This window comes from Pseudomonas sp. GW821-FHT04D07 (assembly GCF_059420225.1).
In genome coordinates this window covers 37203-62704 of record NZ_JBWKTH010000023.1, presented here as the reverse complement: position 1 = coordinate 62704, position 25502 = coordinate 37203, and the positions used below count along the sequence as shown (strand labels likewise).

The following is a 25502-nucleotide window of genomic DNA, read 5'->3' as shown; positions in this document are numbered from 1 at the left end:
AATCCTCGGCTTGTTTTTTGCCCGCCAAGACCTTCAGTGGATAGGGTGTTATGTCCGGAAAAGCGCAACAGCAGTCTCGCCTCAAAGAGTTGATCAGCCGTGGTCGTGAGCAGGGTTACCTGACTTACGCGGAGGTCAACGACCACCTGCCGGAGGATATTTCAGATCCGGAACAGGTGGAAGACATCATCCGCATGATCAACGACATGGGGATCAACGTATTCGAGAGTGCTCCGGATGCGGATGCCCTTTTGTTGGCCGAAGCCGATACCGACGAAGCCGCTGCCGAAGAAGCAGCGGCTGCGTTGGCGGCCGTGGAAACCGACATCGGTCGCACTACTGACCCGGTGCGCATGTACATGCGCGAAATGGGTACGGTAGAGCTGCTCACACGTGAAGGCGAAATCGAAATCGCCAAACGTATCGAAGAGGGCATCCGTGAAGTGATGGGCGCAATCGCGCACTTCCCCGGCACGGTTGATCACATCCTCAGCGAATACAATCGCGTCACCAGCGAAGGCGGTCGGCTGTCCGACGTCCTGAGCGGCTACATCGACCCGGACGACGGCATTGCGCCGCCAGCCGCCGAAGTACCGCCGCCTGTCGATGCCAAGGCGGTGAAAGCCGACGACGACACCGACGACGAAGAAGCTGAAGCCAGCGACGACGAAGAAGAAGCCGAAAGCGGTCCCGATCCTGTCGTTGCCGCACAGCGCTTCGGCGCCGTGGCCGAGCAGATGGAAATCACTCGCAAGGCCCTGAAAAAGCACGGTCGCAACAACAAGGCGACAATTGCCGAACTGTTGGTCCTGGCCGAGCTGTTCATGCCGATCAAACTGGTGCCGAAGCAATTCGAAGGCCTGGTCGAGCGTGTTCGTGGTGCCCTGGATCGCCTGCGTCAGCAAGAGCGCGCCATCATGCAGCTGTGCGTGCGTGATGCGCGCATGCCGCGTGCCGACTTCCTGCGCCAGTTCCCGGGCAACGAAATCGACGAAAGCTGGACCGATGCCCTGGCCAAAGGCAAGAGCAAATACGCCGAAGCCATTGGTCGCTTACAGGCCGATATCGTTCGTTGCCAGCAGAAGCTGACCGCGCTCGAGACCGAAACCGGCCTGACCATCGCCGAGATCAAGGACATCAACCGTCGCATGTCGATCGGCGAGGCCAAGGCCCGCCGCGCGAAGAAAGAGATGGTTGAAGCGAACTTGCGTCTGGTGATCTCCATCGCCAAGAAGTACACCAACCGTGGCTTGCAATTCCTCGACCTGATCCAGGAAGGCAACATCGGCCTGATGAAGGCGGTGGACAAGTTCGAATACCGTCGTGGCTACAAGTTCTCGACCTATGCCACCTGGTGGATCCGTCAGGCGATCACTCGCTCGATCGCCGACCAGGCCCGCACCATCCGTATTCCGGTGCACATGATCGAGACTATCAACAAGCTCAACCGTATTTCCCGGCAGATGTTGCAGGAAATGGGTCGTGAACCGACGCCGGAAGAGCTGGGCGAACGCATGGAAATGCCTGAGGACAAAATCCGCAAGGTATTGAAGATCGCTAAAGAGCCGATCTCCATGGAAACCCCGATCGGTGATGACGAAGACTCCCATCTGGGTGACTTCATCGAAGACTCGACCATGCAGTCGCCAATCGATGTCGCCACCGTTGAGAGCCTTAAAGAAGCGACTCGCGAAGTTCTCTCTGGCCTCACTGCCCGTGAAGCCAAGGTTCTGCGCATGCGCTTCGGCATCGACATGAACACCGACCACACCCTTGAGGAAGTCGGTAAGCAGTTCGATGTCACCCGTGAGCGGATTCGCCAGATCGAAGCCAAGGCGCTGCGCAAGCTGCGCCATCCGACGCGAAGCGAGCATCTACGCTCCTTCCTCGACGAGTAACACCAAAACCCCCGGCTCGCCGGGGGTTTTGCTTTGTGCAGATTCCCTTTTCTCCGCCCGCCGCCCGTCTACACTCGAATCATCCCTCCGAGCCATAACGAGATCGTTATGCCCAGACTGTCGGCCCTGCTTCTGTTTTCGCTGCTCATCTGGACCGCAACGGCTGGCGCGTTGAATCTTACCGATGATGAGCGTGACTGGCTGAAAGCCCACCCGCAACTGCGCCTGGGTGTCGATGCCTCGTGGCCGCCCTTTGAGTTCAGAGGCGAAGGCGGCGCCTATCAGGGGCTCGCGGCCGATTACATCCACCTGATCGAAGACCGTCTGGACATCAAGCTCACCCCCATCGAGCCGGTGAGCTGGACCGAAGTGCTGCAACTGGCGAAGACAGGCCAGGTCGACCTGCTGCCCGGCATCATGTCGACCCCGGAACGCCAGACCTACCTGTCCTTTACCCGTCCTTACCTGGATTTCCCGATCGTTATCCTGGCCCACGAAGGCGGCGCCAAACCCCATAACATGAAAGAGCTCTACGGCCTGAAGATCGCCGTGGTGGAGAACTACGCCCCCCACGAGCTGCTGCGCAGCCATCACCCGGACCTCAACCTCGTGGCCCTGCCCAATGTCAGTTCGGCCCTACAGGCCCTGGCCACTGACGAAGTCGATGCGGTCATCGGCGATCTCGCCTCCAGTGTCTGGAGCCTGCGCCAGCTCAAGCTCGAAGGGCTCTACGTCAGCGGCGAAACGCCCTATCGCTACCAATTGGCGATGGCCGTGCCGCAGGATCAGAAAATCTTCGTAGGGATTCTCGACAAGGTGATGGCCGACATGAGCGTCGCCGAGACCGAGGCGATCCAGAAGCGCTGGGTGGGTAACGTCCTGGTCGCCCCCTCATTTTGGACCGACCTGCTGCTCTACGGCCTGCCCGGTGTCCTGTTGCTGGTCAGCGTTCTGGTCGTGGTCATCCGCATCAACCGCCGCCTGAGTTCGGAAATTTCCCGGCGCGAGGCCCTCGAGCAGGAACTGCGCAGCAGCGAATACCATTACCGCGGCTTGGTGGAGAGCCTCTCGGCCATCGCCTGGGAAGCGCGCATGGATTACACCTACACCTATGTCTCGCCCCATGCCGAAGCCTTGCTCGGGTACCCGCTGGCCCATTGGCTGATCCCCGGCTTCTGGCGCAGCATCACCCACCCTGCCGACCTGACCCGTGCCCAGATCTTCTGTGACAAGGAGATCATCGAAGGCCGCGACCACACGCTCGACTATCGGGTGATCAGCGCCGATGGTCGTACGCTCTGGGTGCGCGATCTGGTCAGCCTGATCGAACATGACCATGAGCCGCTGATACGCGGGCTGATGATCGACATCAGCGAAACCAAGCGCACCGAAGAAGCCTTGCGCCTGTCCGAGCAGAAATTCGCCTCGGTCTTCCGGCAGTGCCCGGACATCCTGGTTATCGCCCGCCTGTCCGACGGCCACCTGCTGGAAGTCAACACGGCCTTCGAGGAACAGATCGGCCTGAACGCCAGGGACGTGATCGGGCATACCGCCAGCGAGCTCAACATCTGGGGCATCGACGGTGTCGGCTCGGGGCTGTTGCAGCGTCTGCAGGGCGGCAGTATCCGCAATCTGGAGATGCCCTTCAGGCGCAGCAATGGCCAATTGTTTACCGGGCTGATTTCCGCCGAGCCTTTCGAGCTCGACACCACCCCGGCCCTGGTGGTGGTGGTCAGGGACATCAGCCAGCTCAAGCAAACCCAGCAACAACTGCAGACCTCCGAAGAAAAGTTCGCCAAGGCTTTCCACGCCTCGCCCGATGGCTTGCTGCTGAGCCGGCAAAGCGACGGCCTGCTGCTGGAGATCAACGACGGCTTCAGCCACCTCACCGGCTACAACGCCGCCACCTCGCTGGACCGTTCGACCCTTGACCTGGGCATCTGGGTCAACCTGAACGAACGCAAGCACATGCTCGAACTGATGCAGCGCGATGGTTTCGTCCGTGACTTCAGCTGCCATATCCGCCGCAACGACGGGCAGATCCGCCTGTGCGAAGTCTCCAGCCGACCACTGCCGATCGGTGGCGAGGACTGCATGCTGACCATCGCCCGGGACATCACCGAACGCCACCTCATGCAGGAAAAACTGCAACAAGCCGCCACCGTCTTCGAAAGTACCGCCGAGGGCGTACTGATCACCGACATCCAGCAACACATCAGCGCGGTTAATCGGGCCTTCAGCGAAATCACCGGCTACAGCGAAACCGAAGCCCTGGGCCACACCCCGCGCCTGCTTGCCTCCGGCCAGCATGACAGCGCCTTCTATGCGGCCATGTGGCACCAACTGACCGCCGAAGGCCATTGGCAAGGCGAGATCTGCAACCGGCGCAAGAACGGCGAGCTCTACCCCAGTTGGCTGACCATCAGTGCCGTGCGTAACCGCGAGAACATCACTACCCACTTCGTTGCCGTGTTCGCCGATATCTCCAGCCTGAAACATGCCCAGGCGCGCCTGGACTACCAGGCCCACCACGACCCGTTGACCGGCCTGCCCAACCGCACCCTGTTTGAAAACCGCCTGCTGGCGGCCCTGAACAACCAGGCCGAAAACGGCGGCCAGGGCGCGGTGCTGTTTCTCGACCTCGACCGGTTCAAACACATCAACGACAGCCTCGGGCATCCGGTCGGTGATCTGTTGCTCAAGGGCATTGCCGCCAGGCTCAAGGAGCAGTTGCGGGATATCGACACCGTGGCCCGATTGGGCGGCGACGAGTTCATCATCCTGCTGCCGGGCCTGCAGCAGGCCAGCGACGCCACGCACCTGGCCAACAAACTGCTGGGTTGCTTCAGCGCACCGTTCCAGGCCGGTGAGCACGAGTTTTTCATCAGTGCGAGCATCGGCACCAGCCTCTACCCCAAGGACGGCAACGACGTCGCCACCCTGGTCAAGAACGCCGATGCGGCGATGTACCGTTCCAAGGCCAAGGGCCGTAACCGGGTCGAAAGCTACACCCGCGACCTCACGGCCCAGGCCAGCGAACGCGTGGCCCTGGAGCACGAACTGCGCCGGGCCATCGAGCGCCAGGAGCTGCACCTGCTCTACCAGCCGAAGATCAGTCTCGCCAGCGGTCACCTGGTGGGGGCCGAAGCCTTGATTCGCTGGCAACACCCGACCCTGGGCGAGGTACCACCGGAGCATTTCATTCCGTTGGCCGAAGAGAACGGCATGATCCTGCAGATTGGTGACTGGGTGCTGGAGCGCGCCTGCCGACAGATGCAGCGCTGGAACAGGAGCCATGGCGACTTCGGCCCACTCTCGGTCAACCTCGCCGGCGCGCAGTTGCGCCAACCGCACCTGCTCGCACGGGTCGAGCAGTTGCTCCGGGATTACCGGCTCGAGCCCGGCTGCCTGCAGTTGGAGATCACCGAAAACTTCATCATGAGCCAGGCCGAGGAAGCCCTGGAGGTCCTGCACCAACTCAAGCGCCTGGGGGTGCAACTGGCCATTGATGACTTCGGCACCGGCTATTCGTCACTGAGCTACCTCAAGCGCCTGCCATTGGATGTGCTGAAAATCGACCAATCGTTCGTGCGCGGTTTGCCGGACGATCCCCACGATGCGGCCATCGTCCGCGCCATCATCGCCTTGGGGCGCAGCATGCAGTTCACGGTGATTGCCGAGGGTGTGGAGAACCAGGCGCAGCAGAATTTTCTGGCCGTCGAGGGTTGCGAACAGATCCAGGGCTACATCGTCAGCCTGCCGCTGGCCGCCGAAGAATTCGCCGCGACCTTCCTTCATATGAGGCTTTCGGAGTTTTCGGATAGCACCGGCGAGAAACCATCGCTATAATTCGCGGCCTACTGAGGGCCTATAGCTCAGTTGGTTAGAGCAGAGGACTCATAATCCTTTGGTCCACGGTTCAAGTCCGTGTGGGCCCACCACCTTGAAAGCCGCGCAGTGCGCGGCTTTTGTCGTTTTGCTTGCTATCGAACTCCTAGCCAGAAAACTGAAAAAAGCGGCTTTCCGTCCACAAAACGTCCAAACTTGGGAAAATGTCAGGGAATCCGCTTGATGTAACACCTCAACACCCACCCCTCGAAGGGACCTCCATCGGCGACGACCGACACAAAAATCCATGACCGCCGGCTATCGTCCAGGACCTGGACAGGGTTCCAGATAGCAATATTTGTACAATCAACCCGTCCTTTGAAGGAAAAACGCCGCTCAGCCCGAAATGGGAAAGCGGCGTTTTTCTTGAGCTTCGCCGTAGAGCAGAAAGTGAAAAGCTTTCGACCATTCGGCTCCGTTACGCCCTCCTCAATCGCAGCGTCGACAGATCAGCCTTTGTTGCCGGGAATGCCCCTCTGAACCCCACTCAAGTTTTTTACGTCTGTCGGAAATCAGAGCGCTATAGCATGCCTATGCTAGGATGATTTGACATGTACTATACCCCCCTATAGTATATTTTGATCTCAAGGTGCAATCATGAGTCACACCATCCAGGACAAGAAAAAGCTATTGAATCGCGTCAGTCGTATTCGTGGGCAGCTCGAAGCGATCGAGCGTGCACTGCACGAGGAGCGTGAGTGCATCGAGGTGCTCCAGCAAATCACCAGTTGCCGGGGTGCCATGAACGGTCTCCTGACTGTGGTGTTGGAGGACCATATCCGCACGCATTTGGTTGATGCGGACTTTGCTGACGGCAAGGAGCCGAATGATGCCAAAGAGCAACTGATCGAAATCATCCACAGTTATTTCAAGTGAACTCAATATGAATAAGCTGTATGAGGCACCATTTAATGTCGGTCATGACCACGTTTTCCTGGGCGTCGGCCATGAAAAAAATGAGCGCAAGACGTGGGCTGTGATTGCCCTGTGCACGGCCATGATGTTGGCCGAGATCATCGGCGGGAACCTGTATGGCTCACTGGCATTGGTTGCGGATGGCTTGCATATGTCCACACACGCCGGGGCTATGTTGATTGCTGCACTCGCTTACACCTACGCGCGCAAATACGCTAATGACCGGCGGTTCGTGTTTGGCACTGGCAAACTGGGTGATCTGGCGGGCTTCACCAGCGCCATCATTCTCGCGATGATCGCCTTACTGATAGGCTACGAAGCGGTTTCCCGCTTCCTGTCGCCAGTCCCCATCCATTTCAGCGAAGCCATTCCCATCGCCGTCGTTGGCTTAGCCGTGAACATTGCCAGTGCCTGGCTGCTCAGCGGTGCGGATCATGGGCATGACCACGGACATAGCCATGGGCACAGTCATGGGCACGCCGAAGGTGATGAACATGACGATCATCCTGAAGAGATGCAGCGTGTTGTCACTGCTGAGGGCGTGTTCGAACTGTCGATCTTCGAAGAGGGTGTTCCACCAGTATTTCGCCTTTCCTGTGAAGGCTCAGGTCCCTTGCTCTCACCAGGCGATGTTACGGTGACGACGATCCGCCAGGACGGTTCGCGGCAGGTATTCAATTTTGTACAGAAAGCTGGCTTTCTGGAATCCACCAGCGACATTCCGGAGCCGCATGGTTTCCAGGTAGCCGTTGCCCTGCCATCAGGTGAACAGATCGTCGAATTCACGGAGCATGCTCACGACGACCATGACGTGGACAGCAGCGACCACAATATGAGAGCGGCTTACATTCACGTGATTGCGGACGCCGCTGTGTCAGTGATGGCCATCATCGGCCTGCTGTTGGCCCAAGCATTTGGCTGGTTGTGGATGGACCCACTGGCTGGGATCGTTGGGGCATTGGTGATCGCCAACTGGTCCTACGGACTGATACGCCAGACCGGTGCGATCCTGGTAGATGCGAGTGCAGACACTCGAATTGAAAGCAAGATCAGGACGGTCATCGACAAAGCCGGTGACAAGCTGGCGGATCTGCATGTTTGGCGACTCGGCCCTGGGCATCTCGGAGCGGTGGTTTCGGTGGTCACAGGCGAGCCAAAACGGACCGCACAATTTTACCACCAGCATCTCGCCCAATTTAAGGGGCTGTCCCATCTCACAGTGGAAGTGCGTCCAGAAGCTGAGGTCTGAGCAATGGCTCTCAAATCCCCTTGCACCGAAGTCTGTAAATTCGATGGCAAGACCACTCTCTGCGTAGGCTGCCTGCGCACCCTGGAGGAAATTCGCGGCTGGAAGAAAATGACGGATCATCGTCGTCATCAGGTAATCAACGAGCGTTCAAAGCGGTTAGCGAAATTGCAACGAGAAGAGATTTCCCGATAGGCCAGATGTCGCTTTTTGGCCGATTGCTGCCTGAGCACTCGTGTACCTGGTCAGGATTCGTACCCGCCCGGAAAGGCATCGCAACTTGCAGTACGGTTGTCATCAGTCGAACACTCTCTGTATTTCATCCAGCGTGGGCATTACCGCCGGCACCACGGCGAACTCACAGTCCATAGCGCCCAGGGCTCGCGCATAGGCGACCATACCCACTGACAGATCACCCTTCTCGATGGCGATGACCTTCTGTCGGGTGATGCCAGCCAAGGTAGCGAGTCGGGCTTGAGTCAACCCGCGACTCAGACGACGCTGCCGGACCTGCTCGCCAAGACGCGTTGTGATAAGGGCATAATCCATGTTCTGTATACGCGACAAACTATATTAAATGTAACGTATACCGAACCTCTGAAAAATCAAAGCAGATATGCCGCTCAACCCAAGTGCAGCCTGCAAGCGTCTCCCAGCTAGACGATGAGCCGAATAAATCGCACAATCGGCTCACCATATGAGCCGAATAAGCCTTTTATTCGGCTCACGCTCATGCGGAGTCCTCTATGATCGATCTGCCTCACTGGATCTGGCAACAGCCCGACTGGCCTCATTTCACCTGGCAGGAAAAGGCCCTGACGCCGCTGCTGCTGGAATGCGGACACGCCCAGGGACGCTTGCTCGGCATGGCCGCAGCCATCGGCGAGGACAGCAGCGCGCAGAACGAACTGGATGCCTTGCTGCAAAACATCATCACATCATCGGCCATAGAAGGAGAGCCGTTGAATGTCGGCTCTGTCAGGTCCTCACTGGCAAGACGCCTGGGGCTGAGTGCCGACCAATCCGCCAGTCCACGTAGCGAGGGCCTGGCGGAACTGCTGCTGGACGCAACGCAACACCACCAATCGCCGTTGAGCCTTGAGCGCCTGCTGTATTGGCACACACTGCTTTTCCAGCCTGACGAAAGCCCTCTGGCACCGAAAATCCGTATCGGCATGCTGCGCGGTAACGAGCCGATGCAGGTGGTCTCCGGACGTCTGGATCGACCTGTCGTGCATTTCGAGGCACCACCGCGGGCCGGGCTCGACGAAGAGCTGATGGCGTTTATCCACTGGTTCAACGCCAGTCAGGCCGACACGGCACTCGACCCACTGCTGCGTGCCGGCGTTGCGCATTTCTGGTTCGTGACCTTGCATCCATTCGATGATGGTAATGGTCGCCTGACCCGTACCCTCACTGATCTGGCACTGGCGCAAGGCGAGCAACAAGCGATTCGGTTCTATGCGATGTCCGCGAGCATTCTCGAAGACCGGAAGGGCTATTACGAAATACTCGAGTCCAGCCAGAAGGACTCGCTGGATATCACCCCTTGGCTGCAATGGTTCCTGAAAACTCTGTTGCGCAGCCTGGAACAGGCCCAGGCCAACATCGACCGGGTGCTGGTCAAGGCAAGGTATTGGCAGCAGCACCGCCATCTTCAACTCTCGCCGGAACAACTCAAAGTTATCAACAGGCTGCTCGATGGTGGTGAGAGAGGTTTTGAGGGTGGCATCAATGCTGCGCAATACCAGGCAGTCGCCAAAGTCAGTAAGGCGACGGCAACCCGTCATCTGGCGGATCTTCTGGAGAAAGGCTGCCTCTATCGCCTTCCCGGAGGCGGACGCAGTACCCGCTATCAGATTCCCGGCTTGCAACCGGCGGCCACTTCAAGCCTGTAACATCACCCAACTCTCGACACCCGCCACCGGAGCCCGACCTTGTCCGACACCCGCCCTCCCGCGCTCGACGAAATCGACCGTCAGTTGATTTCCGCCCTGCAGATCAATGCCCGTGAAAGCGTGGCGATGCTGGCGCGGCAGTTGGGGATCGCGCGCACCACGGTTACCTCGCGGCTGGCTCGCTTGGAAAAGGCCAAGGTCATTACCGGTTATGGCGTGCGTCTGGGTCAGCGGGTGGTCGATGGCGGTTTGCAGGCCTATGTCGGAATCACGGTCCAACCGCGTTCGGGCAAGGATGTGGTGCGGCGCCTCAGCGCCATGGCACAGATCCAGCAACTCTGCGCAGTGAGCGGTGAGTTCGACTACGTCGCCTGGCTGCGCAGCGATTCGCCGGAACAGCTGGATCAGTTGCTCGACCAGATCGGCAGTGTCGAAGGGGTGGAGAAAACCACTACCTCGATCATTCTCAGTAGCAAGGTGGATCGGGGGCAGCCGGTTTAGCGCCGCCTTGTAGAGACCGCCTCGCCCTGGACTCGCAACGCCAGTCAACACGGTCATTGTAGGAGCCAGCTTGCTGGCGATGAGGCCCTTAAGTCTTGCGGCGAACGTTCGGACGTCATCGCCAGCAAGCTGTCTCCTACAGGTTCTCGTCGATTCGAATAATATTGTCGTCATAACGTATTATTTCCAGTCAAAACGACGACACTTTGCGTCTTATTAACGCACTCCCCGCTCCCTACAATGGCCTCAGTCTTTTCCTATCTATACTCCAGCCGGACACACCGCCCGGCCCGAGTCGCCAGCAAGGTCAGCCATGAACAAGAACAATCGCCATCCTGCCGACGGTAAAAAACCCATCACCATCTTCGGCCCGGACTTCCCGTTTGCCTTCGATGACTGGATCGAGCACCCGGCCGGACTGGGCAGCATCCCGGCGGAAAATCACGGCGCCGAAGTGGCGATTGTCGGTGCCGGGATCGCCGGGCTGGTGGCCGCCTATGAACTGATGAAACTGGGCCTCAAGCCGGTCGTCTACGAAGCCTCGAAAATGGGCGGGCGCCTGCGCTCCCAGGCCTTCGAAGGCACCGAAGGCATCATCGCCGAGTTGGGCGGCATGCGTTTCCCGGTCTCGTCCACGGCGTTCTACCACTACGTCGACAAGCTCGGCCTGGAGACCAAACCCTTCCCCAACCCACTGACCCCGGCCTCAGGCAGCACGGTGATCGATCTCGAAGGCGAAACCTACTACGCAGAGAAACTCGCCGACCTGCCGGCCCTGTTCCAGGAAGTGGCCGACGCCTGGGCCGATGCCCTGGAAGACGGCTCGCGCTTCGGTGATATCCAGCAGGCCATTCGCGACCGCGACGTGCCGCGTCTGAAAGAACTCTGGAACACCTTGGTGCCGCTATGGGACGACCGCACCTTCTACGACTTCGTCGCCACCTCCAAAGCCTTCGCCAAGCTGTCGTTCCAGCACCGCGAAGTGTTCGGCCAGGTCGGCTTCGGCACCGGCGGCTGGGACTCGGACTTCCCCAACTCGATGCTGGAAATCTTCCGCGTGGTAATGACCAATTGCGACGACCACCAGCACCTGGTGGTCGGCGGCGTGGAGCAGGTGCCGCTGGGGATCTGGCGTCATGTACCGCAGCGCTGCGCCCATTGGCCGGCCGACACCAGCCTGAGCACTCTGCACCACGGCGCACCACGCACCGGCGTCAAGCGCATTGCCCGTGCTGCCGACGGCCAGTTCGCGGTCACCGACAACTGGGGCGATACCCGTCACTACGCCGCCGTCCTGACCACCTGCCAGAGCTGGCTGCTGACCACCCAGATCGAATGCGAGGAATCGCTGTTTTCCCAGAAAATGTGGATGGCCCTGGATCGCACACGTTACATGCAGTCCTCGAAGACCTTTGTCATGGTTGACCGCCCGTTCTGGAAGGACAAGGATCCGGAAACCGGTCGCGACCTGATGAGCATGACCCTCACCGATCGCCTGACCCGCGGCACCTATCTGTTCGACAACGGTGACGACAAGCCGGGCGTGATCTGCCTGTCGTACTCGTGGATGAGCGACGCCCTGAAAATGCTCCCGCAGCCCATCGACAAGCGGGTGAAGCTGGCCTTGGACGCGCTGAAGAAGATCTACCCGAAAGTGGATATCGCCGCACGCATCATCGGCGATCCGATCACCGTGTCCTGGGAAGCCGACCCACATTTCCTCGGGGCCTTCAAAGGCGCCCTGCCCGGCCACTACCGCTATAACCAGCGGATGTACGCGCACTTCATGCAGGCCGATATGCCCGCCGCACATCGCGGCATCTTCATTGCCGGTGACGATGTGTCCTGGACCCCGGCCTGGGTCGAAGGCGCGGTACAGACTTCGCTCAACGCCGTGTGGGGCATCATGAGCCACTTCGGTGGACGTACCCACGCCGAGAACCCGGGACCGGGCGATGTCTTCAATGACATTGGTCCAATCGCCCTGGCCGACTGAAAGGAACGCGCTTGTGCAGATCGCTCTCTATCAATGCCCGCCGCAACCACTGGATGTCGCGGGCAACCTGCAACGCTTGCAACGTCTGACCGTCGAGGCCCGTGGCGTGGACGTGCTGGTGCTCCCGGAGATGTTCCTGACCGGCTACAACATCGGTGCCGAAGCGGTCGGCGCCCTGGCCGAAGCCCACGACGGCGCCAGCGCACAACATATTGCCGCCCTCGCCCGGGCGGCGAACATGGCCATCGTCTATGGCTACCCGGAGCGCGCCGAGGATGGCCAGATCTACAACGCGGTGCAGTTGATCGACGCCCACGGCCAGAGCCTGTGCAACTACCGCAAGACCCACCTCTACGGTGACCTTGATCATTCGATGTTCAGTGCCGGCCCCGACCACTTTCCGGTGGTGGAACTGGGCGGCTGGAAACTCGGACTGTTGATCTGCTACGACGTCGAATTCCCGGAAAACACCCGTCGCCTGGCCCTGCACGGGGCGGAGGTGATCCTGGTGCCTACGGCCAATATGGTGCCGTTCGACTTCGTCGCCGATGTCACCATTCGGGCCCGGGCCTTCGAGAACCAGTGTTTTGTGGCGTACGCCAACTACTGCGGTCATGAGGGCGATATCCAGTACTGCGGCCAGAGCAGCATCGCCGCACCGGACGGCAGCCGCCTGGCCCGCGCCGGCCTGGATGAGACCTTGATCGTCGCCACCCTGGACCGTTCGCTGATGCAGGCCTCACGGGCCAACAATCGCTATCTGCTGGACCGCCGTCCGGCGCTCTATACGGACCTGAGCCGGGACTGAGCGAGCGTTATCCGCTAAAATGGGCGTTCCTCTTCCCCGGAAACGCCCATGTCCCTGCCGACCTCACCCGACCCCGAAGGTCCCGCGTCCTCGAACGAATCCGCGGAGCCAGTACCCACGCAGCCTTCCAGTCCCCTTGTGTCGCCCACTGAGCCCGCCGAGCGCGCCGGGCTGATTCGCGGACAAACCAGCGCCCACCGCGGGCTGCGCACCTTTGCCCAGGACCGCTCACGCAATCGCCGCGAACGCTAGGCCAATATCTGCAAGCCGTATTTCTGCACGATGCTCAATAATTTGAGTGCCATGCCGCTGGGTTGCTTGTCGCCCGCCTCCCACTGCTTCACGGTCGAGGCACTGGTGTTCAGGTAACGGGCGAAAACCGGTTGACTGACATGGTTACGCTCACGCAGTTGCTTGATCTGTTCCGGCTCGATTTCATCCGGGACCTGCGCCAGGCAGGACTCATCGAACTCACGCATGGTCGCCTTGCTGATCGCCCCAATGGCCTGCAACGCGCTGGCCGACTCATGAATCGACTCCAGTGCCTCGCTTTTAAATGTCTTGGTCATGACCTATCTCCACAAATTCTTTCATTTCCAGTAGCTGTTGGACCTGTTGCTCACTAAGCCCCTCATAGGCTTTGGCCAACGCCTTGAAGGCACTGAGCTCCTGCGCCGTGATATTGCTCTGATCGCTTTTGGCGAATAGAAACTGGAAGACCCAGTAACAACGCCCCCTCGCCAATACAATGGAGCGATGACGGTTCTCGTTGAGCCGCTTCTTCCAGACCCCGCCGCCCAGATTGTCCGCCTGACCACTGATGGCTTCCTTCATCGCGGCGACTAGCGCTGCATCGGTAATCAGTGCCTTTCTCGCATCGACGCTGAAGCGCCGGGTTTTGAAAAACCTGTATGGCATGGAAATCCTTCTCCAAAAACATACCACTGAGTGGTATATAAGTTCAAGCCCGTCACACACCTCGTTGTTCGAGCTCCTGAAGGGTGTCCTCGTGTAAGACAGCACGCGTTGAACGCCGCCCACAAAAAAACACCCCGTGCCAAAAGAGTCAGGCACAGGGTGATGCGTTATACCGCGAGACGGTTCGGGAATTCGTCGGGGAAAAGGCGCTGGTCAATGTCAGACGGCAATACCCTTGCGGCACTGGACCTGGGCGGTCCGCACTCGGGAAAAGGCATGGGCCAGGCGCAGCAGCATCGCGTCGATATCGCTCTTGCTGACGTTCAGTGCCGGAGAAAATCGCAGGCAGTCGGCGTTCGGCGCATCGAGCAGTAGCCCTTCCTGCAACGCCGCCTTGACAACCGCATCCGCCGACTCGTCACCCAGGGTCAAGCCCCAGAGCAAGCCGGTACCGCGCAACTCTCCCAGGGCATAACGCTGGGCCAGACGTGTCAACCCATCCCGCAGGTACTGCCCGGTTTCGCGGACACGGGGGAGGAAATCACCGCCAAGCAGCGTCTCCAACACCGCCAGCCCGGCACAGCACATCATGGCATTGCCGTGGTGACTGCCACTGACTTCACCTGGCGCGAAGCAACAAGCCTTGCCCCGTGCCAGCAGGGCGGCCAGCGGCACACCGCCGCCCAGGCCTTTGCCCAGGGTGATGATGTCCGCTTTCACACCGTACTGTTGCTCGACCAGCAAGGTACCGCAGCGCCCCATGCCGGTCTGCACTTCATCCAGAATCAGCAGGATGCCCAACTCACGGCATAACCGCTCGACCCCCTTGAGATAATGCCCCGTCGCCGGAATCACCCCTGCGGTACTCTGGATCGGTTCCAGCATGATCGCGACGGTCTTGGCATCCACGGCCGCATGCAAGGCCGACAAGTCATTGAACGGCACCTGACTGAAACCCGGCAGTGGCGGCTCGAATCGATTGTCAAAAGCATCTGACGCCGCCAGGGCGCCGAAACCACTACCGTGGCAAGCATCACTCACAGAGATGATCCGAGACGCGCCACCGCGATGCAGTTGCCCCCATTTGCGCGCCAGCTTGATCGCGCCGTCGCAGGCTTCGGAGCCGCTGTTGAAAAAATGCACCTGATCGCAGCCGGTGCTTTCACACAGTCGCTGGGCCAGATTCAATTGACCCTGGTTGTGCAGTCCGCCACCAACGTTGATCAAGCCATGGGCCTGGTCGGACAAAGCCCGGGCCAGCACGCCGGGACTGTGGCCAAGACTGTTGCTCCCAGCACCCTGGCTGAAATCCAGATAAGCCTGGCCCTGCGCATCCCACACCGAGGAGCCCTGCCCGCGAACGAACACCGGAGCAGGACGCTCGACAGCCGTCATCAGGTATTCATGGGTGACACTGTCACGCCGGGTGGATTGTCGGTACTCGGCCGTCAGGTCATCGAGACTCGGTGGCGTGCGGCGCAAGCTGAACAGGTTCATGCGCGCAAACCTTCCAGCGGCAGGCCGAGCAGCCGCGACGACCAGTCCTCCACCCGCCCACTGCGCAGGCGCTTGATCGCCGTGTCGCGCCAGCGCGAGGACAGCGCCGGACAATCCACCAACTTCTTCAGGCCTGCGTGTTCCAGAGGCTCCTGATAGAAAGCATGCAGTGCCCAGGCCACGGTCAGGCCGGGATAACTGCGTTGAATCAGTTCGAACGGTTGATCGGCGCTGACAAAACCCGACTTGAGCACCCGGTAGAACCAACCGCAGCGCCCCGTGTCCTGCGCCTGCTGTGGTAGCTCCGGGAGCATTCCGAGGCGGCTCAGGCGATAGCAGGCCGAACGCGGTTGGCTGACCTGCAACAACGCGCCGCCCCAACGAAACAGATCGCCCAGGCAGACCTGCTCCTCGGTCAGACCCCGCGTCGACAAATTCTCGCCAAAGGCCGGTGCGGCCCAGTCGAACTGTGGATAACGTTTGCGCCAGTAGGCGTAGTGCTCGGCGGGGTAGTGATGCAACGCCCGCTCAGGCCCGGTATGAAAGCGCGGGTCGCCGTGCTCATCACTGCCCAGGCCCTGCGGCCACAACCAGAGCCGGTTGGCAACCCGATGTTTATCCGTATCCCCCACCAGACCCTGGCCGAGATTTTTTGCCTTGCCTATGTAAACACCGTCCACGTAAACAGTATTCATCGCACTCTATGGCCCTGTAAGCCTTATGATTGGGGTTAGACTAGGCTTCTCCGGCACCCGCAGCCATTTCGTTTTTCGAGCATTTTCGATAAGTACAGCTTATGGATTTCAAGCAACTGCGTTATTTCGTCGCGGTGTATGAAGAGGGCCATGTCGGCCGGGCCGCCGAACGCCTGTCGATCTCGCAACCGGCCCTCTCGCAGCAGATCCGCCAGCTCGAACACAACCTGGATGTGGGCCTGTTCGAACGCAGCAGCAAGCGCCTGCTGCCAACCCTCGCCGCCCATACCCTCTACAACCATGCATTGCCGCTGCTCGATGGCCTGCAACGGGCCCGCGACGACCTGCGCAACTTCCAGGGCCAGGCCCTGCGAACCCTGGCCATCGGCGTGCTGCAGACCGTGCACACCAGCCTGGTGCCGCAGATGCTGGAACGGGTGCGCAAGGCCCAGCCGCACCTGGTGGTGCAGATCTACGAATTGACCGGCATGGAGATCGAACGGCGCCTGCTCAATGGTTCGCTGGATATCGGCATCAGCTATCTGCCGCCACGCCAACCCGGCTTGCACGGGGTGCTGTTGTACGAAGACGAACTGCAACTGGTGATTCCCAGCGATCATCCCTTGCGCGAATTCAAGAAGGTCTCCTTGAGCCAGGCCGCCGAACTGCCGATGTTGCTGCTGGGCGAGGAGTTCCAGATCCGCCAGATCTGGCAGGGACAACTGGCCAATCTGGGGCGACGCCCTCAGGTTCAAGCCGAGCTGAACAATATGGCCGGCATCCTCGACAGCCTGCCGCACACACGGCTGGCGACGGTGTTACCAGGCCGCTCACGGCATGAACATGACGACGACCTGCTGCTCTGGAAGCCGCTGACCGAACCGCGGGTTGCCTTGAAAGTGGGACTGGTGTGCCGCGATATGCAGCGCCAACAGGCAACGCTGGAGTTATTGCGCAACTTGCTCGAAGACGTGACGAACCGCTCGGGCGGGCATTCGCCGGTGGTACGCGAAGGACTGAACTGACCGCTACTTTTTCGCGGGAAAAAGAAAACCCCGCCGAGGCGGGGCTTTGCAGACTGTTTCCCTGACATCCCTTTCACTCCACCGTCCTGGCAGAATCCTACGTGTCCCTGTTGTTGCTTTTGAGCTTCCTGCTCGACGTCCTTGGTGCAAAGATTATCGCTGGATCCAATCTGGCGATAGGGGCAAAGAGCAGCGCGTTATGTAAGTAAATGCTTACAAGGCATCCGAAGAATCAAAATTGCTCGGCATCCAGTAGGAACAACGACTCGCTCCCGGCTTTTACCGAGGCCGTCAGCGAGTGAATACGCGGCAACAGACGTGCGAAATAGAACCGCGCCGTGCCCATTTTGCTTGCGTAGAACGTCTCCTGACTCTCCTTGCCCAACGCCGCCTTGGCCATCAGTGCCCACATGTAGGCATAGGCGGTGTAACCGAAGGCTTGCAGGTATTCGACAGATGCCGCACCGATCTCGTCCGGGTTGCTCCTGGCACGTTCCAGGACCCAAGCCGTCAGGTCATCGAGGTTGTCCACGGCAGCGCCCAGCGGCTGGGTGAACTCGGCCAACCCGGCGTCGGCGGTGTTGATGAAATGACGAATCTCTTCGGCGAACAGCTGGTAATAGGCGCCGCCGTTGCCGACGATTTTGCGCCCCACCAGGTCCAGGGCCTGGATGCCGTTGGTACCCTCGTAGATCTGGGTGATACGCACATCGCGCACCAGTTGTTCCTGTCCCCACTCGCGGATGTAACCATGGCCGCCGAACACCTGCTGGCCGTGCACGGTGGTTTCCAGGCCCAGGTCGGTCAGGAACGCCTTGGCCACCGGGGTCAACAAGGCCACCAGGCCATCCGCGCGTTCGCGGGTGCTGGCGTCTTCACTGAACTTGGCGGTGTCCAACTGCATCGCCACGTAGGTGGAAAATGCCCGACCGCCTTCGTTCGAGGCTTTCATGGTCAACAGCATGCGCCGCACATCGGGATGCACGATGATCGGGTCGGCGACCTTGTCCTTGGCCTTCGGCCCGGTCGGCGAACGGCTTTGCAGGCGATCACGGGCGTATTCGACAGCGTTCTGGTACGAGCGCTCACCCGACGCCAAGCCCTGGATACCCACACCCAGGCGCTCGTAGTTCATCATGGTGAACATCGCGGCCAAGCCCTTGTTCGGCTCGCCAATCAGGTAACCCACGGCTTCATCGAAATTCATCACGCAGGTCGCGGAAGCCTGGATGCCCATCTTGTGCTCGATGGAACCACAGCTCACCGGGTTGCGCGCGCCGAGGCTGCCGTCGGCATTGACCCTGAACTTCGGCACCAGGAACAGCGAGATCCCCTTGGGACCGGCCGGGGCGTCTGGCAGCTTGGCCAGCACCAGGTGAATGATGTTCTCGGTCAGGTCGTGCTCACCGCCGGTGATGAAAATCTTCGTCCCGCTGACCTTATAGGAGCCATCTGCCTGCGGCTCGGCCTTGGTGCGGATAATCCCCAGGTCGGTACCGGCGTGGGGTTCGGTCAGGCACATGGAACCGGCCCAGACACCCGCATACATGTTCGGCAGGTAAGCGGCTTTCAGCTCTTCGCTGGCATGGGTGTTGATCGAGACACAGGCACCAGCCGTCAGCATCGGGTAGAGACCGAACGCAAGGCTGGAGGAATTGATCATTTCTTCGACCTGGGCCGACACCGCCTTGGGCATGCCCATGCCGCCGAAGTCCGGATCACCGCCAACACCGACCCAACCGCCTTCGGCGTAGGTCTGGTAGGCCTGCGGGAAACCGGCCGGGGTGAACACCGCGCCGTTGTCCCAGCGGCAGCCTTCCTCATCGCCGCCACGGCTCAGCGGCGCGATGCTCTTGGCGGTGACCTTGCCGGCCTCTTCGAGAATCGCTTCGACGGTTTCGGCGTCGACGGTCTCGGCCAGGGCAGGCAATTGAGCCCAGAGTTTCGCGACCTCGAACACTTCGTTGAGGACGAAGCGCATATCGCGCAGGGGCGCTTTGTAGTCAGCCATGGCAAACCTCGCAAGATCTAAACGATAGGCCCCGGATGGGGCCGATTTTCTAAGGTCTGAGTTTACCCGAACAACTTTTGCGACACATAGGGTCTATGTGTGACTTTTTTGTTATTTTTGGTCATAAATATATCCGGGGCATGCGCTGTCTGTGCCGACGCCTTCGCGGCGGTGCGGCGATCCGACAAGCTCCGCTCCCACAATGGGATCTGTGCCGGGCACAAGTTTCGTGCACGGCAGAAAATTTAATGTGGGAGCGGAGCTTGCCCGCGAAGAGGCCCTCGAGATCACCCAACCCATTAAAGAGAAAACAACTCCGCTGGCAGGCGCATCAAACACTCACTCCCCGCCTCAACCGCCGCCCGATGGGCAGTCGTGCGCGGCAGCAGGCGCTTGAAATAGAACTCGCAGGTCGCCAGCTTGCCCTGGCAATACTCGGCGTCACCGCTACCCTCCTCCAACTGCGCCTGGGCCACCAACGCCATGCGCAGCCAGAGGTAGGCGAGGATGATGTAACCGCTGTACATCAGATAATCCAACGCCGCGGCCCCCACTTCATCCGGGTTCTTCATCGCCGCCACGCCAACCTGGGTAGTCAGCTCACCCCACTGCTGGTTCAAGCCGTCCAGTTGCGCCACATAACCCTTGAGCTGCGGATGCCCGGCATTCGCCTGGCAGAACTTGTGCACGATCCTGGTAAAGCCACGCAACAACTTGCCTTGACTGCCGAGCACCTTGCGCCCCAGCAGATCCAGCGCCTGAATGCCGTTGGTGCCCTCATAGATCGGCGCGATCCGGCAATCACGGACCAACTGTTCCATGCCCCACTCACGAATGAAGCCGTGACCACCGAACACCTGCATCCCATGGTTGGTCACCTCAAGACCGGTCTCGGTCATGAAGGCCTTGCAGATCGGCGTCAGGAAGGCCAGCAGGTCCTCGGCCTCCTGGCGCTGGCTCGCATCGCCGCCCAGGTGAGCGACATCCAGCCACTGCGCGGTGAAGTAGGTCAGCGCCCGGTTGCCTTCGTTGAAGGCCTTCATGGTCAGCAGCATGCGCCGCACATCGGGATGGACGATGATCGGGTCAGCAACCTTGTCCGGCGCCTTGGGACCGGTGAGTGCGCGCATCTGCAGGCGATCGTTGGCGTAGCGGACCGCACCCTGGAAACTCGTCTCCCCCAGGCACAGGCCCTGCATCCCGGTGCCAAGCCGGGCATGGTTCATCATGGTGAACATGCAGTTCAGGCCCTTGTTGGCCTCGCCAATCAGAAAGCCCCTGGCGTCGTCGAAGTTCAGCACGCAGGTCGCGGAAGCCTTGATCCCCATCTTGTGCTCGATGGAACCACAGCGCACGGCATTGCGCTCACCCGCATCGCCGGCGGCATTAGCCAGGAACTTGGGCACTATAAACAGGGAAATGCCCTTGGTCCCCGCCGGGGCGTCCGGCAGCTTGGCCAGCACCAGGTGCACGATGTTCTCGCTCATATCGTGCTCGCCAGCGGAGATGAAAATCTTGCTGCCGCTGATCGCATAGCTACCGTCGGCCTGGGGCACGGCGCGGGTCTTGATAAGCCCCAGATCAGTGCCGCAGTGAGCCTCTGTCAGGCACATGGTGCCGGTCCAGCGACCCTCGGTCAGTTTGCTCAGGTAGGTGTTCTTCTGTTCCTCGGTGCCGTGGGCATGGATCGCCGACATGGCGCCGTGGGTCAGACCCGGGTACATGCCCCAGGAGGTATTGCTGGAACCGATCATCTCGCTGATCACCAACCCCAGGGACAGTGGCAGGCCTTGCCCGCCATAGGCTGGGTCCGCCGCCAGGCCATGCCAGCCGCCTTCGACATACTGGGCAAAGGCCTGCTTGAAGCCCTGGGGCGTGGTCACCACACCGTTGTCGAAATGGCAGCCTTCTTCATCGCCGGAGCGGTTCAGCGGCGACAACACCTGCTCGCAGAACTTCGCCCCCTCTTCCAGGATCGCGCCGACCATGTCGGGGCTGGCATCGGTGGCGCCAAGGGCGAGGTAGTGGGCGTGGAAATCGAAAACATGGTCGATCAGAAAGCGCATGTCACGTAGCGGGGCTTTGTACTCAGGCATGGTCGTTTCTCCGGCAGCAGATGCCTCAAGCTACTGCCCTGCCCGGTCCCGGACAATCACCGTCCAACCGCTGAATGCTCCACCATCACTCAGCCGACAGCTTCGCCCGTGCGGATCGCGCCACGCCGGCTCTGCCCCGCCGCGACCACGCAGTTACGCCCCGCGCCCTTGGCGGCATAGAGCGCCTGGTCGGCGGACTTGAGCACTTCTTCCGGGGTGCGCTGCTCCGGCTGACGCTCGGCGACACCGATACTCACGGTCACCGACACACTGGTAGCGCCACTGCCGGCCCGGCGCTGACGACCTTGCTGGTCGTCCTGGGGGCGGTTGTCCTGGTTGCGCAACTGGATATGGTAGTTGGCGATCACTTCGCGAATGACCTCCAGGTGCGGCATGCACTCCTCCAGGCTTTTGCCGGCGAACACCACCGCGAACTCTTCACCGCCGTAGCGATAGGCACGACCGCCGCCGCTGACCTTCGCCAGCTTGCTGGCCACCAGGCGCAGCACCTGGTCGCCAACGTCGTGACCGTGGGTGTCGTTGAATTTCTTGAAGTGGTCGACGTCGGTCATCGCCAGCACATAGTTGCGCCCCAGGCGCTGCATGCGCTCGTTCAGCGCGCGACGTCCCGGCAAGCCCGTGAGCTCGTCGCGGAAGGCCATCTGATAAGCCTCGTGAGCCACCGCCGCGGCAATCATTAACATCACCTGGCTGCACATGATGTTCAAGGTGAACGGCAGAATGAAGGTCTTGGGCAACATCCAGAACAGCCCGAGCAGCCCGGTCAGTTGCGCCGCGTGCAGGGGGCGTGGATTGCGCCAGTACTGCACCGTGAGCAACACAAAGGACGCGAAGAACACCGGGTAGGACAACTGGATCAGGCTCATCCAGGCGCCGTGCAGCGCCGGCCAGCGGATTTCCGCCAACCAGTCGAGCAAGCTTTGCGGATAACTCTGCTCCAGGCCCAGTGCCACGCTGCCCACCGCCAACAGCACGGCGAACCGCGCGACCATGTCCTGGAACAGGTGCGTGCGCTCCTGCCAGGCGGCATACACACCAAACAGCAGGGGCAATAACAGGCAACACAGGTGGAAGACCACCGCGGCGTCCTCACGGACCTTGCCGTGATCCCGGTAATAATCGGTCTGGGTGGAGAGCAGGAAATAGGCGATGTACACCGTCACCATCAGGAACAGTTCGCGCTGGCGTCGGTACACCGCGCAGTAGGACCCGCCCAGCAGCAAAACCAGGGTCGGCAGCACATTGAACAGCGAGGTGAAGAAGACGTTGAGTTCCTTGACGTAGGCAGCCGCGAGCCCCGCAAGCAACAACAGGAGAGAGGGTAAAAAATGACCAACATGGACAGCGGAAGAACGCGGCAAGGGTAAAGCTCCGACCGGCAACGCAATAAATGGCATTGTGCCTGTATTGTAAGATCTAAAGTACGGCAATGTGATATCAGTCACAAATGCCACCTCTTTAACGGCAGCGCAACGATTCTTCTTAGCGATTTAGTCGGGAATTTTTTCTCTGCGCATCGCCACGGGTGGCACGCAAAAAAGCCGCTTCCCCCGAAGGCGAAGCGGCTTTTGCAGTGAACTCAGTGCGGCTTAGTAGCCCAGGCTGAAGTTCTCTTCTTTCATGTCCATCAGGTTGTTCGCGCCCGACAGCATGGTTGCCACGTGAGTGCGGGTACGCGGCAGGATCCGCTGGAAGTAGAAGCGCGCGGTCTGCAGCTTGGCGGTGTAGAAACCTTCCTCGCTGGTACCGGAGGCCAGTTTCTCGGCCGCCAGGCGCGCCATGTCGGCCCAGAAGTAAGCCAGGCAGGCATAACCGGAGTACATCAGGTAGTCCACCGAAGCGGCGCCGACCTCTTCACGGTCCTTCATCGCGGCCATGCCGACTTTCATGGTCAGCTCGCCCCATTCCTTGTTGATGGCCGCCAGCGGTGCGACGAACTCGCTGACCGCTTCGTTGCCTTCGTTGGCCTGGCAGAACTTGTGGACGATCTTGGTGAAGCCCTTCAGCGCTTCGCCCTGGGTCATCAGCACCTTGCGACCCAGCAGATCCAGTGCCTGGATCCCGGTGGTGCCTTCGTACAGCATCGAAATGCGGCTGTCGCGAACGTTCTGCTCCATGCCCCACTCGGCGATAAAGCCGTGGCCGCCATAGATCTGCACGCCATGGTTGGCGGCTTCGAAGCCGACTTCGGTCATGAACGCCTTGGCAATCGGGGTCATGAACGCCAGCAGTGCATCGGCTTTCTTCTTCTCTTCTTCATCCTGGCCGTACTTGACGATGTCGACCTGCTTGGCGGTGAAGTAGACCATCGCCCGGTTGCCTTCGGCGAAGGCCTTCATGGTCAGCAGCATGCGACGCACGTCAGGGTGCACGATGATCGGGTCGGCGGCTTTGTCCGGCGCTTTCGGGCCAGTCAGGGAACGCATCTGCAGACGCTCGCGCGCATATTTCAGACCGCCCTGGAAACCGATCTCGGCGTGGGCCAGGCCTTGCAGCGCGGTCCCCAGGCGAGCGGTGTTCATGAAGGTGAACATGCAGTTCAGGCCCTTGTTCGGCGGGCCGATCAGGAAGCCGGTGGCGGCGTCGAAGTTCATCACGCAGGTGGCGTTACCGTGGATGCCCATCTTGTGTTCCAGGGAACCGCAGGACACCGCGTTGCGCTCACCCACGCTACCGTCGGTGTTCGGCAGGAACTTGGGCACGATAAACAGCGAAATACCCTTGGTACCGGCCGGCGCATCCGGCAGGCGTGCCAGGACGATATGGACGATGTTGTCGGCCATATCGTGTTCACCGGCCGAAATGAAGATCTTGGTGCCACTGACCTTGTAGGAACCGTCGGCTTGAGGCTCGGCCTTGGTCCGCAGCATGCCCAGGTCGGTACCGCAGTGCGGTTCGGTCAGGCACATGGTGCCGGTCCATTCGCCGGAAACCAGCTTGGTCAGGTAGGCCTTTTGTTGCTCAGGGGTACCGTGTTCGGAAATGGTGTTCATCGCGCCATGGGACAGGCCCGGGTACATGCCCCACGACCAGTTGGCTTCGCCGACCATTTCGCTGACCGCCAGGCCCAGGGACTCCGGCAGGCCTTGGCCGCCGTGTTCGACGTCGTGGGCCAGGCTTGGCCAGCCACCTTCGACGAACTGCTTGTAGGCTTCCTTGAAACCGCTGGGTGTCTTAACGCCGGACTCGCTCCAGGTGCAACCTTCGGTGTCGCCAACCCGGTTCAACGGGGCCAGTACCTGCTCACAAAACTTGGCGCCTTCCTCGAGGATGGCGTCAACCATGTCCGGGGTAGCGTCCTGGCATGCCGGCAGGCTCTGATAGTGCGCTTCGTAACCGAGCAACTCGTCACGGACGAAGCGAATATCACGCAAGGGGGCCTTGTAGTCAGGCATAGCGATAAACCTCTGCTGATGAATCCTGGAATGAGCGACCGCGTCGATTTGCCACGCCGGTCAAACGGTTGTTTGAAACATACGTTTGCGCTCAATCCTTGTCAAGTATCGTTCATAGTCCATTCGTCATACATGGGTGAACGGTGCGCAGGAAAAGGCCGACAGCCTTGAAGGGCAGCCAGGGGCGTGTAGTAGAAAGAATAGTCGAGGGTGAGAAAGGGTTATGCGGGGGCGGGACTAAAGCCGAACAGCTGAAAACACCGCAAATCCTGTAGGAGCTAGCTTGCCAGCGATGAGGCCTGCAAGTCTCGCATCGACTTACCGACCGCCATCGCCAGCAAGCCGGCGCCTACAAAAGGACCGCGTTTCAATTCTGATAGGGTGGTGCGCGCCCTCAGGCGTAGGTATCGATCAAGGTACCCAGCGCCTGGTCCGAGGCCTTGGCCACCTTGGCGCCCAACTCGACCTGAAGCTTGCCCTGGGACATGTCCACCATGGTGCTCGACAGATCTTGCTGGCTGCGGTCCACCGACAACAGCCGGTTGACCTGGGTGTCGGACGACTGGCTCTTCAGCGAGCGCTCGGCAATGGTATCGGCAACCTGACTGGCCGACTGATCGACACGATTCTGCCCGGACCGAATAGTGCTCAGACCGGCATAAACAGCGGTATTTCCTGAGATTTCCATGGGCAG

The 25502-nt window shown here is 60.3% G+C and carries 20 protein-coding genes and 1 tRNA gene; 11 read left to right on the top strand and 10 right to left on the bottom strand.

Annotated features, from left to right (window positions below; all coding sequences use genetic code 11):
• The first annotated feature begins 50 nt into the window (after positions 1 to 50).
• The 6 genes from rpoD (at position 51) to AC07T0_RS23180 (ending at position 8142) form a co-directional block, all read left to right on the top strand.
• Positions 51 to 1898, top strand: a complete 1848-nt coding sequence (gene rpoD, locus AC07T0_RS23205; protein ID WP_495003385.1) for an RNA polymerase sigma factor RpoD — start codon at positions 51 to 53, stop codon at positions 1896 to 1898.
• A gap of 108 nt (positions 1899 to 2006) precedes the next feature.
• The gene (locus AC07T0_RS23200; protein ID WP_495003384.1) at positions 2007 to 5747 is read left to right on the top strand and encodes a bifunctional diguanylate cyclase/phosphodiesterase; all 3741 of its coding nucleotides are present in this window, start codon (positions 2007 to 2009) and stop codon (positions 5745 to 5747) included.
• Between the two features lie 15 nt (positions 5748 to 5762).
• A tRNA-Ile gene (locus AC07T0_RS23195) sits at positions 5763 to 5839 on the top strand.
• A 544-nt stretch (positions 5840 to 6383) separates the two neighbouring features.
• Entirely contained in the window at positions 6384 to 6662 is a 279-nt protein-coding gene (locus AC07T0_RS23190; RefSeq protein WP_495003383.1) for a metal/formaldehyde-sensitive transcriptional repressor, read from the top strand.
• Between the two features lie 7 nt (positions 6663 to 6669).
• The gene (dmeF, locus tag AC07T0_RS23185; RefSeq protein ID WP_495003382.1) at positions 6670 to 7950 is read left to right on the top strand and encodes a CDF family Co(II)/Ni(II) efflux transporter DmeF; all 1281 of its coding nucleotides are present in this window, start codon (positions 6670 to 6672) and stop codon (positions 7948 to 7950) included.
• A 3-nt stretch (positions 7951 to 7953) separates the two neighbouring features.
• Positions 7954 to 8142, top strand: coding sequence for a DUF1289 domain-containing protein (locus AC07T0_RS23180; protein WP_495003381.1), 189 nt, complete (start codon positions 7954 to 7956; stop codon positions 8140 to 8142).
• Between the two features lie 102 nt (positions 8143 to 8244).
• On the opposite strand, the gene AC07T0_RS23175 is transcribed toward AC07T0_RS23180, so the two are convergent.
• Entirely contained in the window at positions 8245 to 8496 is a 252-nt protein-coding gene (locus tag AC07T0_RS23175) for a helix-turn-helix transcriptional regulator (RefSeq protein WP_495003380.1), read from the bottom strand.
• Between the two features lie 197 nt (positions 8497 to 8693).
• On the opposite strand from AC07T0_RS23175, the gene AC07T0_RS23170 reads away from it, so the two are divergent.
• The 4 genes from AC07T0_RS23170 (at position 8694) to AC07T0_RS23155 (ending at position 13150) form a co-directional block, all read left to right on the top strand.
• On the top strand, positions 8694 to 9845 hold the full coding sequence (locus AC07T0_RS23170) for a Fic family protein (RefSeq protein WP_495003379.1): 1152 nt from the start codon (positions 8694 to 8696) through the stop codon (positions 9843 to 9845).
• A 39-nt stretch (positions 9846 to 9884) separates the two neighbouring features.
• Positions 9885 to 10346 (top strand): Lrp/AsnC family transcriptional regulator, encoded by a 462-nt coding sequence (locus AC07T0_RS23165; RefSeq protein WP_100938519.1) that lies wholly within the window; start codon positions 9885 to 9887, stop codon positions 10344 to 10346.
• 313 nt (positions 10347 to 10659) lie between these two features.
• On the top strand, positions 10660 to 12342 hold the full coding sequence (locus AC07T0_RS23160; protein WP_495003378.1) for a flavin monoamine oxidase family protein: 1683 nt from the start codon (positions 10660 to 10662) through the stop codon (positions 12340 to 12342).
• Between the two features lie 13 nt (positions 12343 to 12355).
• Entirely contained in the window at positions 12356 to 13150 is a 795-nt protein-coding gene (locus tag AC07T0_RS23155) for a carbon-nitrogen hydrolase family protein (protein ID WP_495003377.1), read from the top strand.
• Positions 13151 to 13398: 248 nt separating this feature from the next.
• Here the strand turns inward: AC07T0_RS23155 and AC07T0_RS23150 are convergent, their stop codons facing one another.
• The 4 genes from AC07T0_RS23150 to AC07T0_RS23135 form a co-directional block, all read right to left on the bottom strand.
• Positions 13399 to 13719, bottom strand: coding sequence for a helix-turn-helix domain-containing protein (locus AC07T0_RS23150; RefSeq protein WP_495003376.1), 321 nt, complete (start codon positions 13717 to 13719; stop codon positions 13399 to 13401).
• Positions 13703 to 14068, bottom strand: coding sequence for a type II toxin-antitoxin system RelE/ParE family toxin (locus tag AC07T0_RS23145; protein ID WP_495003375.1), 366 nt, complete (start codon positions 14066 to 14068; stop codon positions 13703 to 13705). The genes AC07T0_RS23150 and AC07T0_RS23145 overlap by 17 nt, the downstream gene beginning before the upstream one ends.
• A 219-nt stretch (positions 14069 to 14287) precedes the next feature.
• Complete coding sequence (locus tag AC07T0_RS23140) at positions 14288 to 15565, bottom strand: aspartate aminotransferase family protein (RefSeq protein WP_495003374.1); 1278 nt, start codon at positions 15563 to 15565, stop codon at positions 14288 to 14290.
• Complete coding sequence (locus tag AC07T0_RS23135; RefSeq protein WP_495003373.1) at positions 15562 to 16260, bottom strand: MOSC domain-containing protein; 699 nt, start codon at positions 16258 to 16260, stop codon at positions 15562 to 15564. The genes AC07T0_RS23140 and AC07T0_RS23135 overlap by 4 nt, the downstream gene beginning before the upstream one ends.
• A 101-nt stretch (positions 16261 to 16361) precedes the next feature.
• Between AC07T0_RS23135 and AC07T0_RS23130 the strand changes: the two genes are divergently transcribed.
• Complete coding sequence (locus AC07T0_RS23130) at positions 16362 to 17285, top strand: LysR family transcriptional regulator (RefSeq protein ID WP_495003372.1); 924 nt, start codon at positions 16362 to 16364, stop codon at positions 17283 to 17285.
• 232 nt (positions 17286 to 17517) lie between these two features.
• Here AC07T0_RS23130 and AC07T0_RS23125 read toward each other — a convergent pair whose 3' ends face one another.
• The 5 genes from AC07T0_RS23125 to AC07T0_RS23105 all read right to left on the bottom strand — a co-directional run bounded on the left by AC07T0_RS23125 (position 17518) and on the right by AC07T0_RS23105 (position 25496).
• Complete coding sequence (locus tag AC07T0_RS23125; protein WP_495003371.1) at positions 17518 to 19296, bottom strand: acyl-CoA dehydrogenase C-terminal domain-containing protein; 1779 nt, start codon at positions 19294 to 19296, stop codon at positions 17518 to 17520.
• Between the two features lie 299 nt (positions 19297 to 19595).
• Positions 19596 to 21392, bottom strand: a complete 1797-nt coding sequence (locus AC07T0_RS23120) for an acyl-CoA dehydrogenase C-terminal domain-containing protein (protein ID WP_495003370.1) — start codon at positions 21390 to 21392, stop codon at positions 19596 to 19598.
• A gap of 89 nt (positions 21393 to 21481) precedes the next feature.
• Positions 21482 to 22774: a GGDEF domain-containing protein gene (locus tag AC07T0_RS23115; protein ID WP_495003369.1), complete on the bottom strand. Its 1293-nt coding sequence runs from the start codon at positions 22772 to 22774 to the stop codon at positions 21482 to 21484.
• Positions 22775 to 23002: 228 nt separating this feature from the next.
• Positions 23003 to 24808: a phenylacyl-CoA dehydrogenase gene (locus AC07T0_RS23110; protein ID WP_495003368.1), complete on the bottom strand. Its 1806-nt coding sequence runs from the start codon at positions 24806 to 24808 to the stop codon at positions 23003 to 23005.
• Between the two features lie 394 nt (positions 24809 to 25202).
• The gene (locus tag AC07T0_RS23105) at positions 25203 to 25496 is read right to left on the bottom strand and encodes a pyrroloquinoline quinone biosynthesis protein PqqE (protein WP_495003367.1); all 294 of its coding nucleotides are present in this window, start codon (positions 25494 to 25496) and stop codon (positions 25203 to 25205) included.
• Between the last annotated feature and the right edge of the window lie 6 nt (positions 25497 to 25502).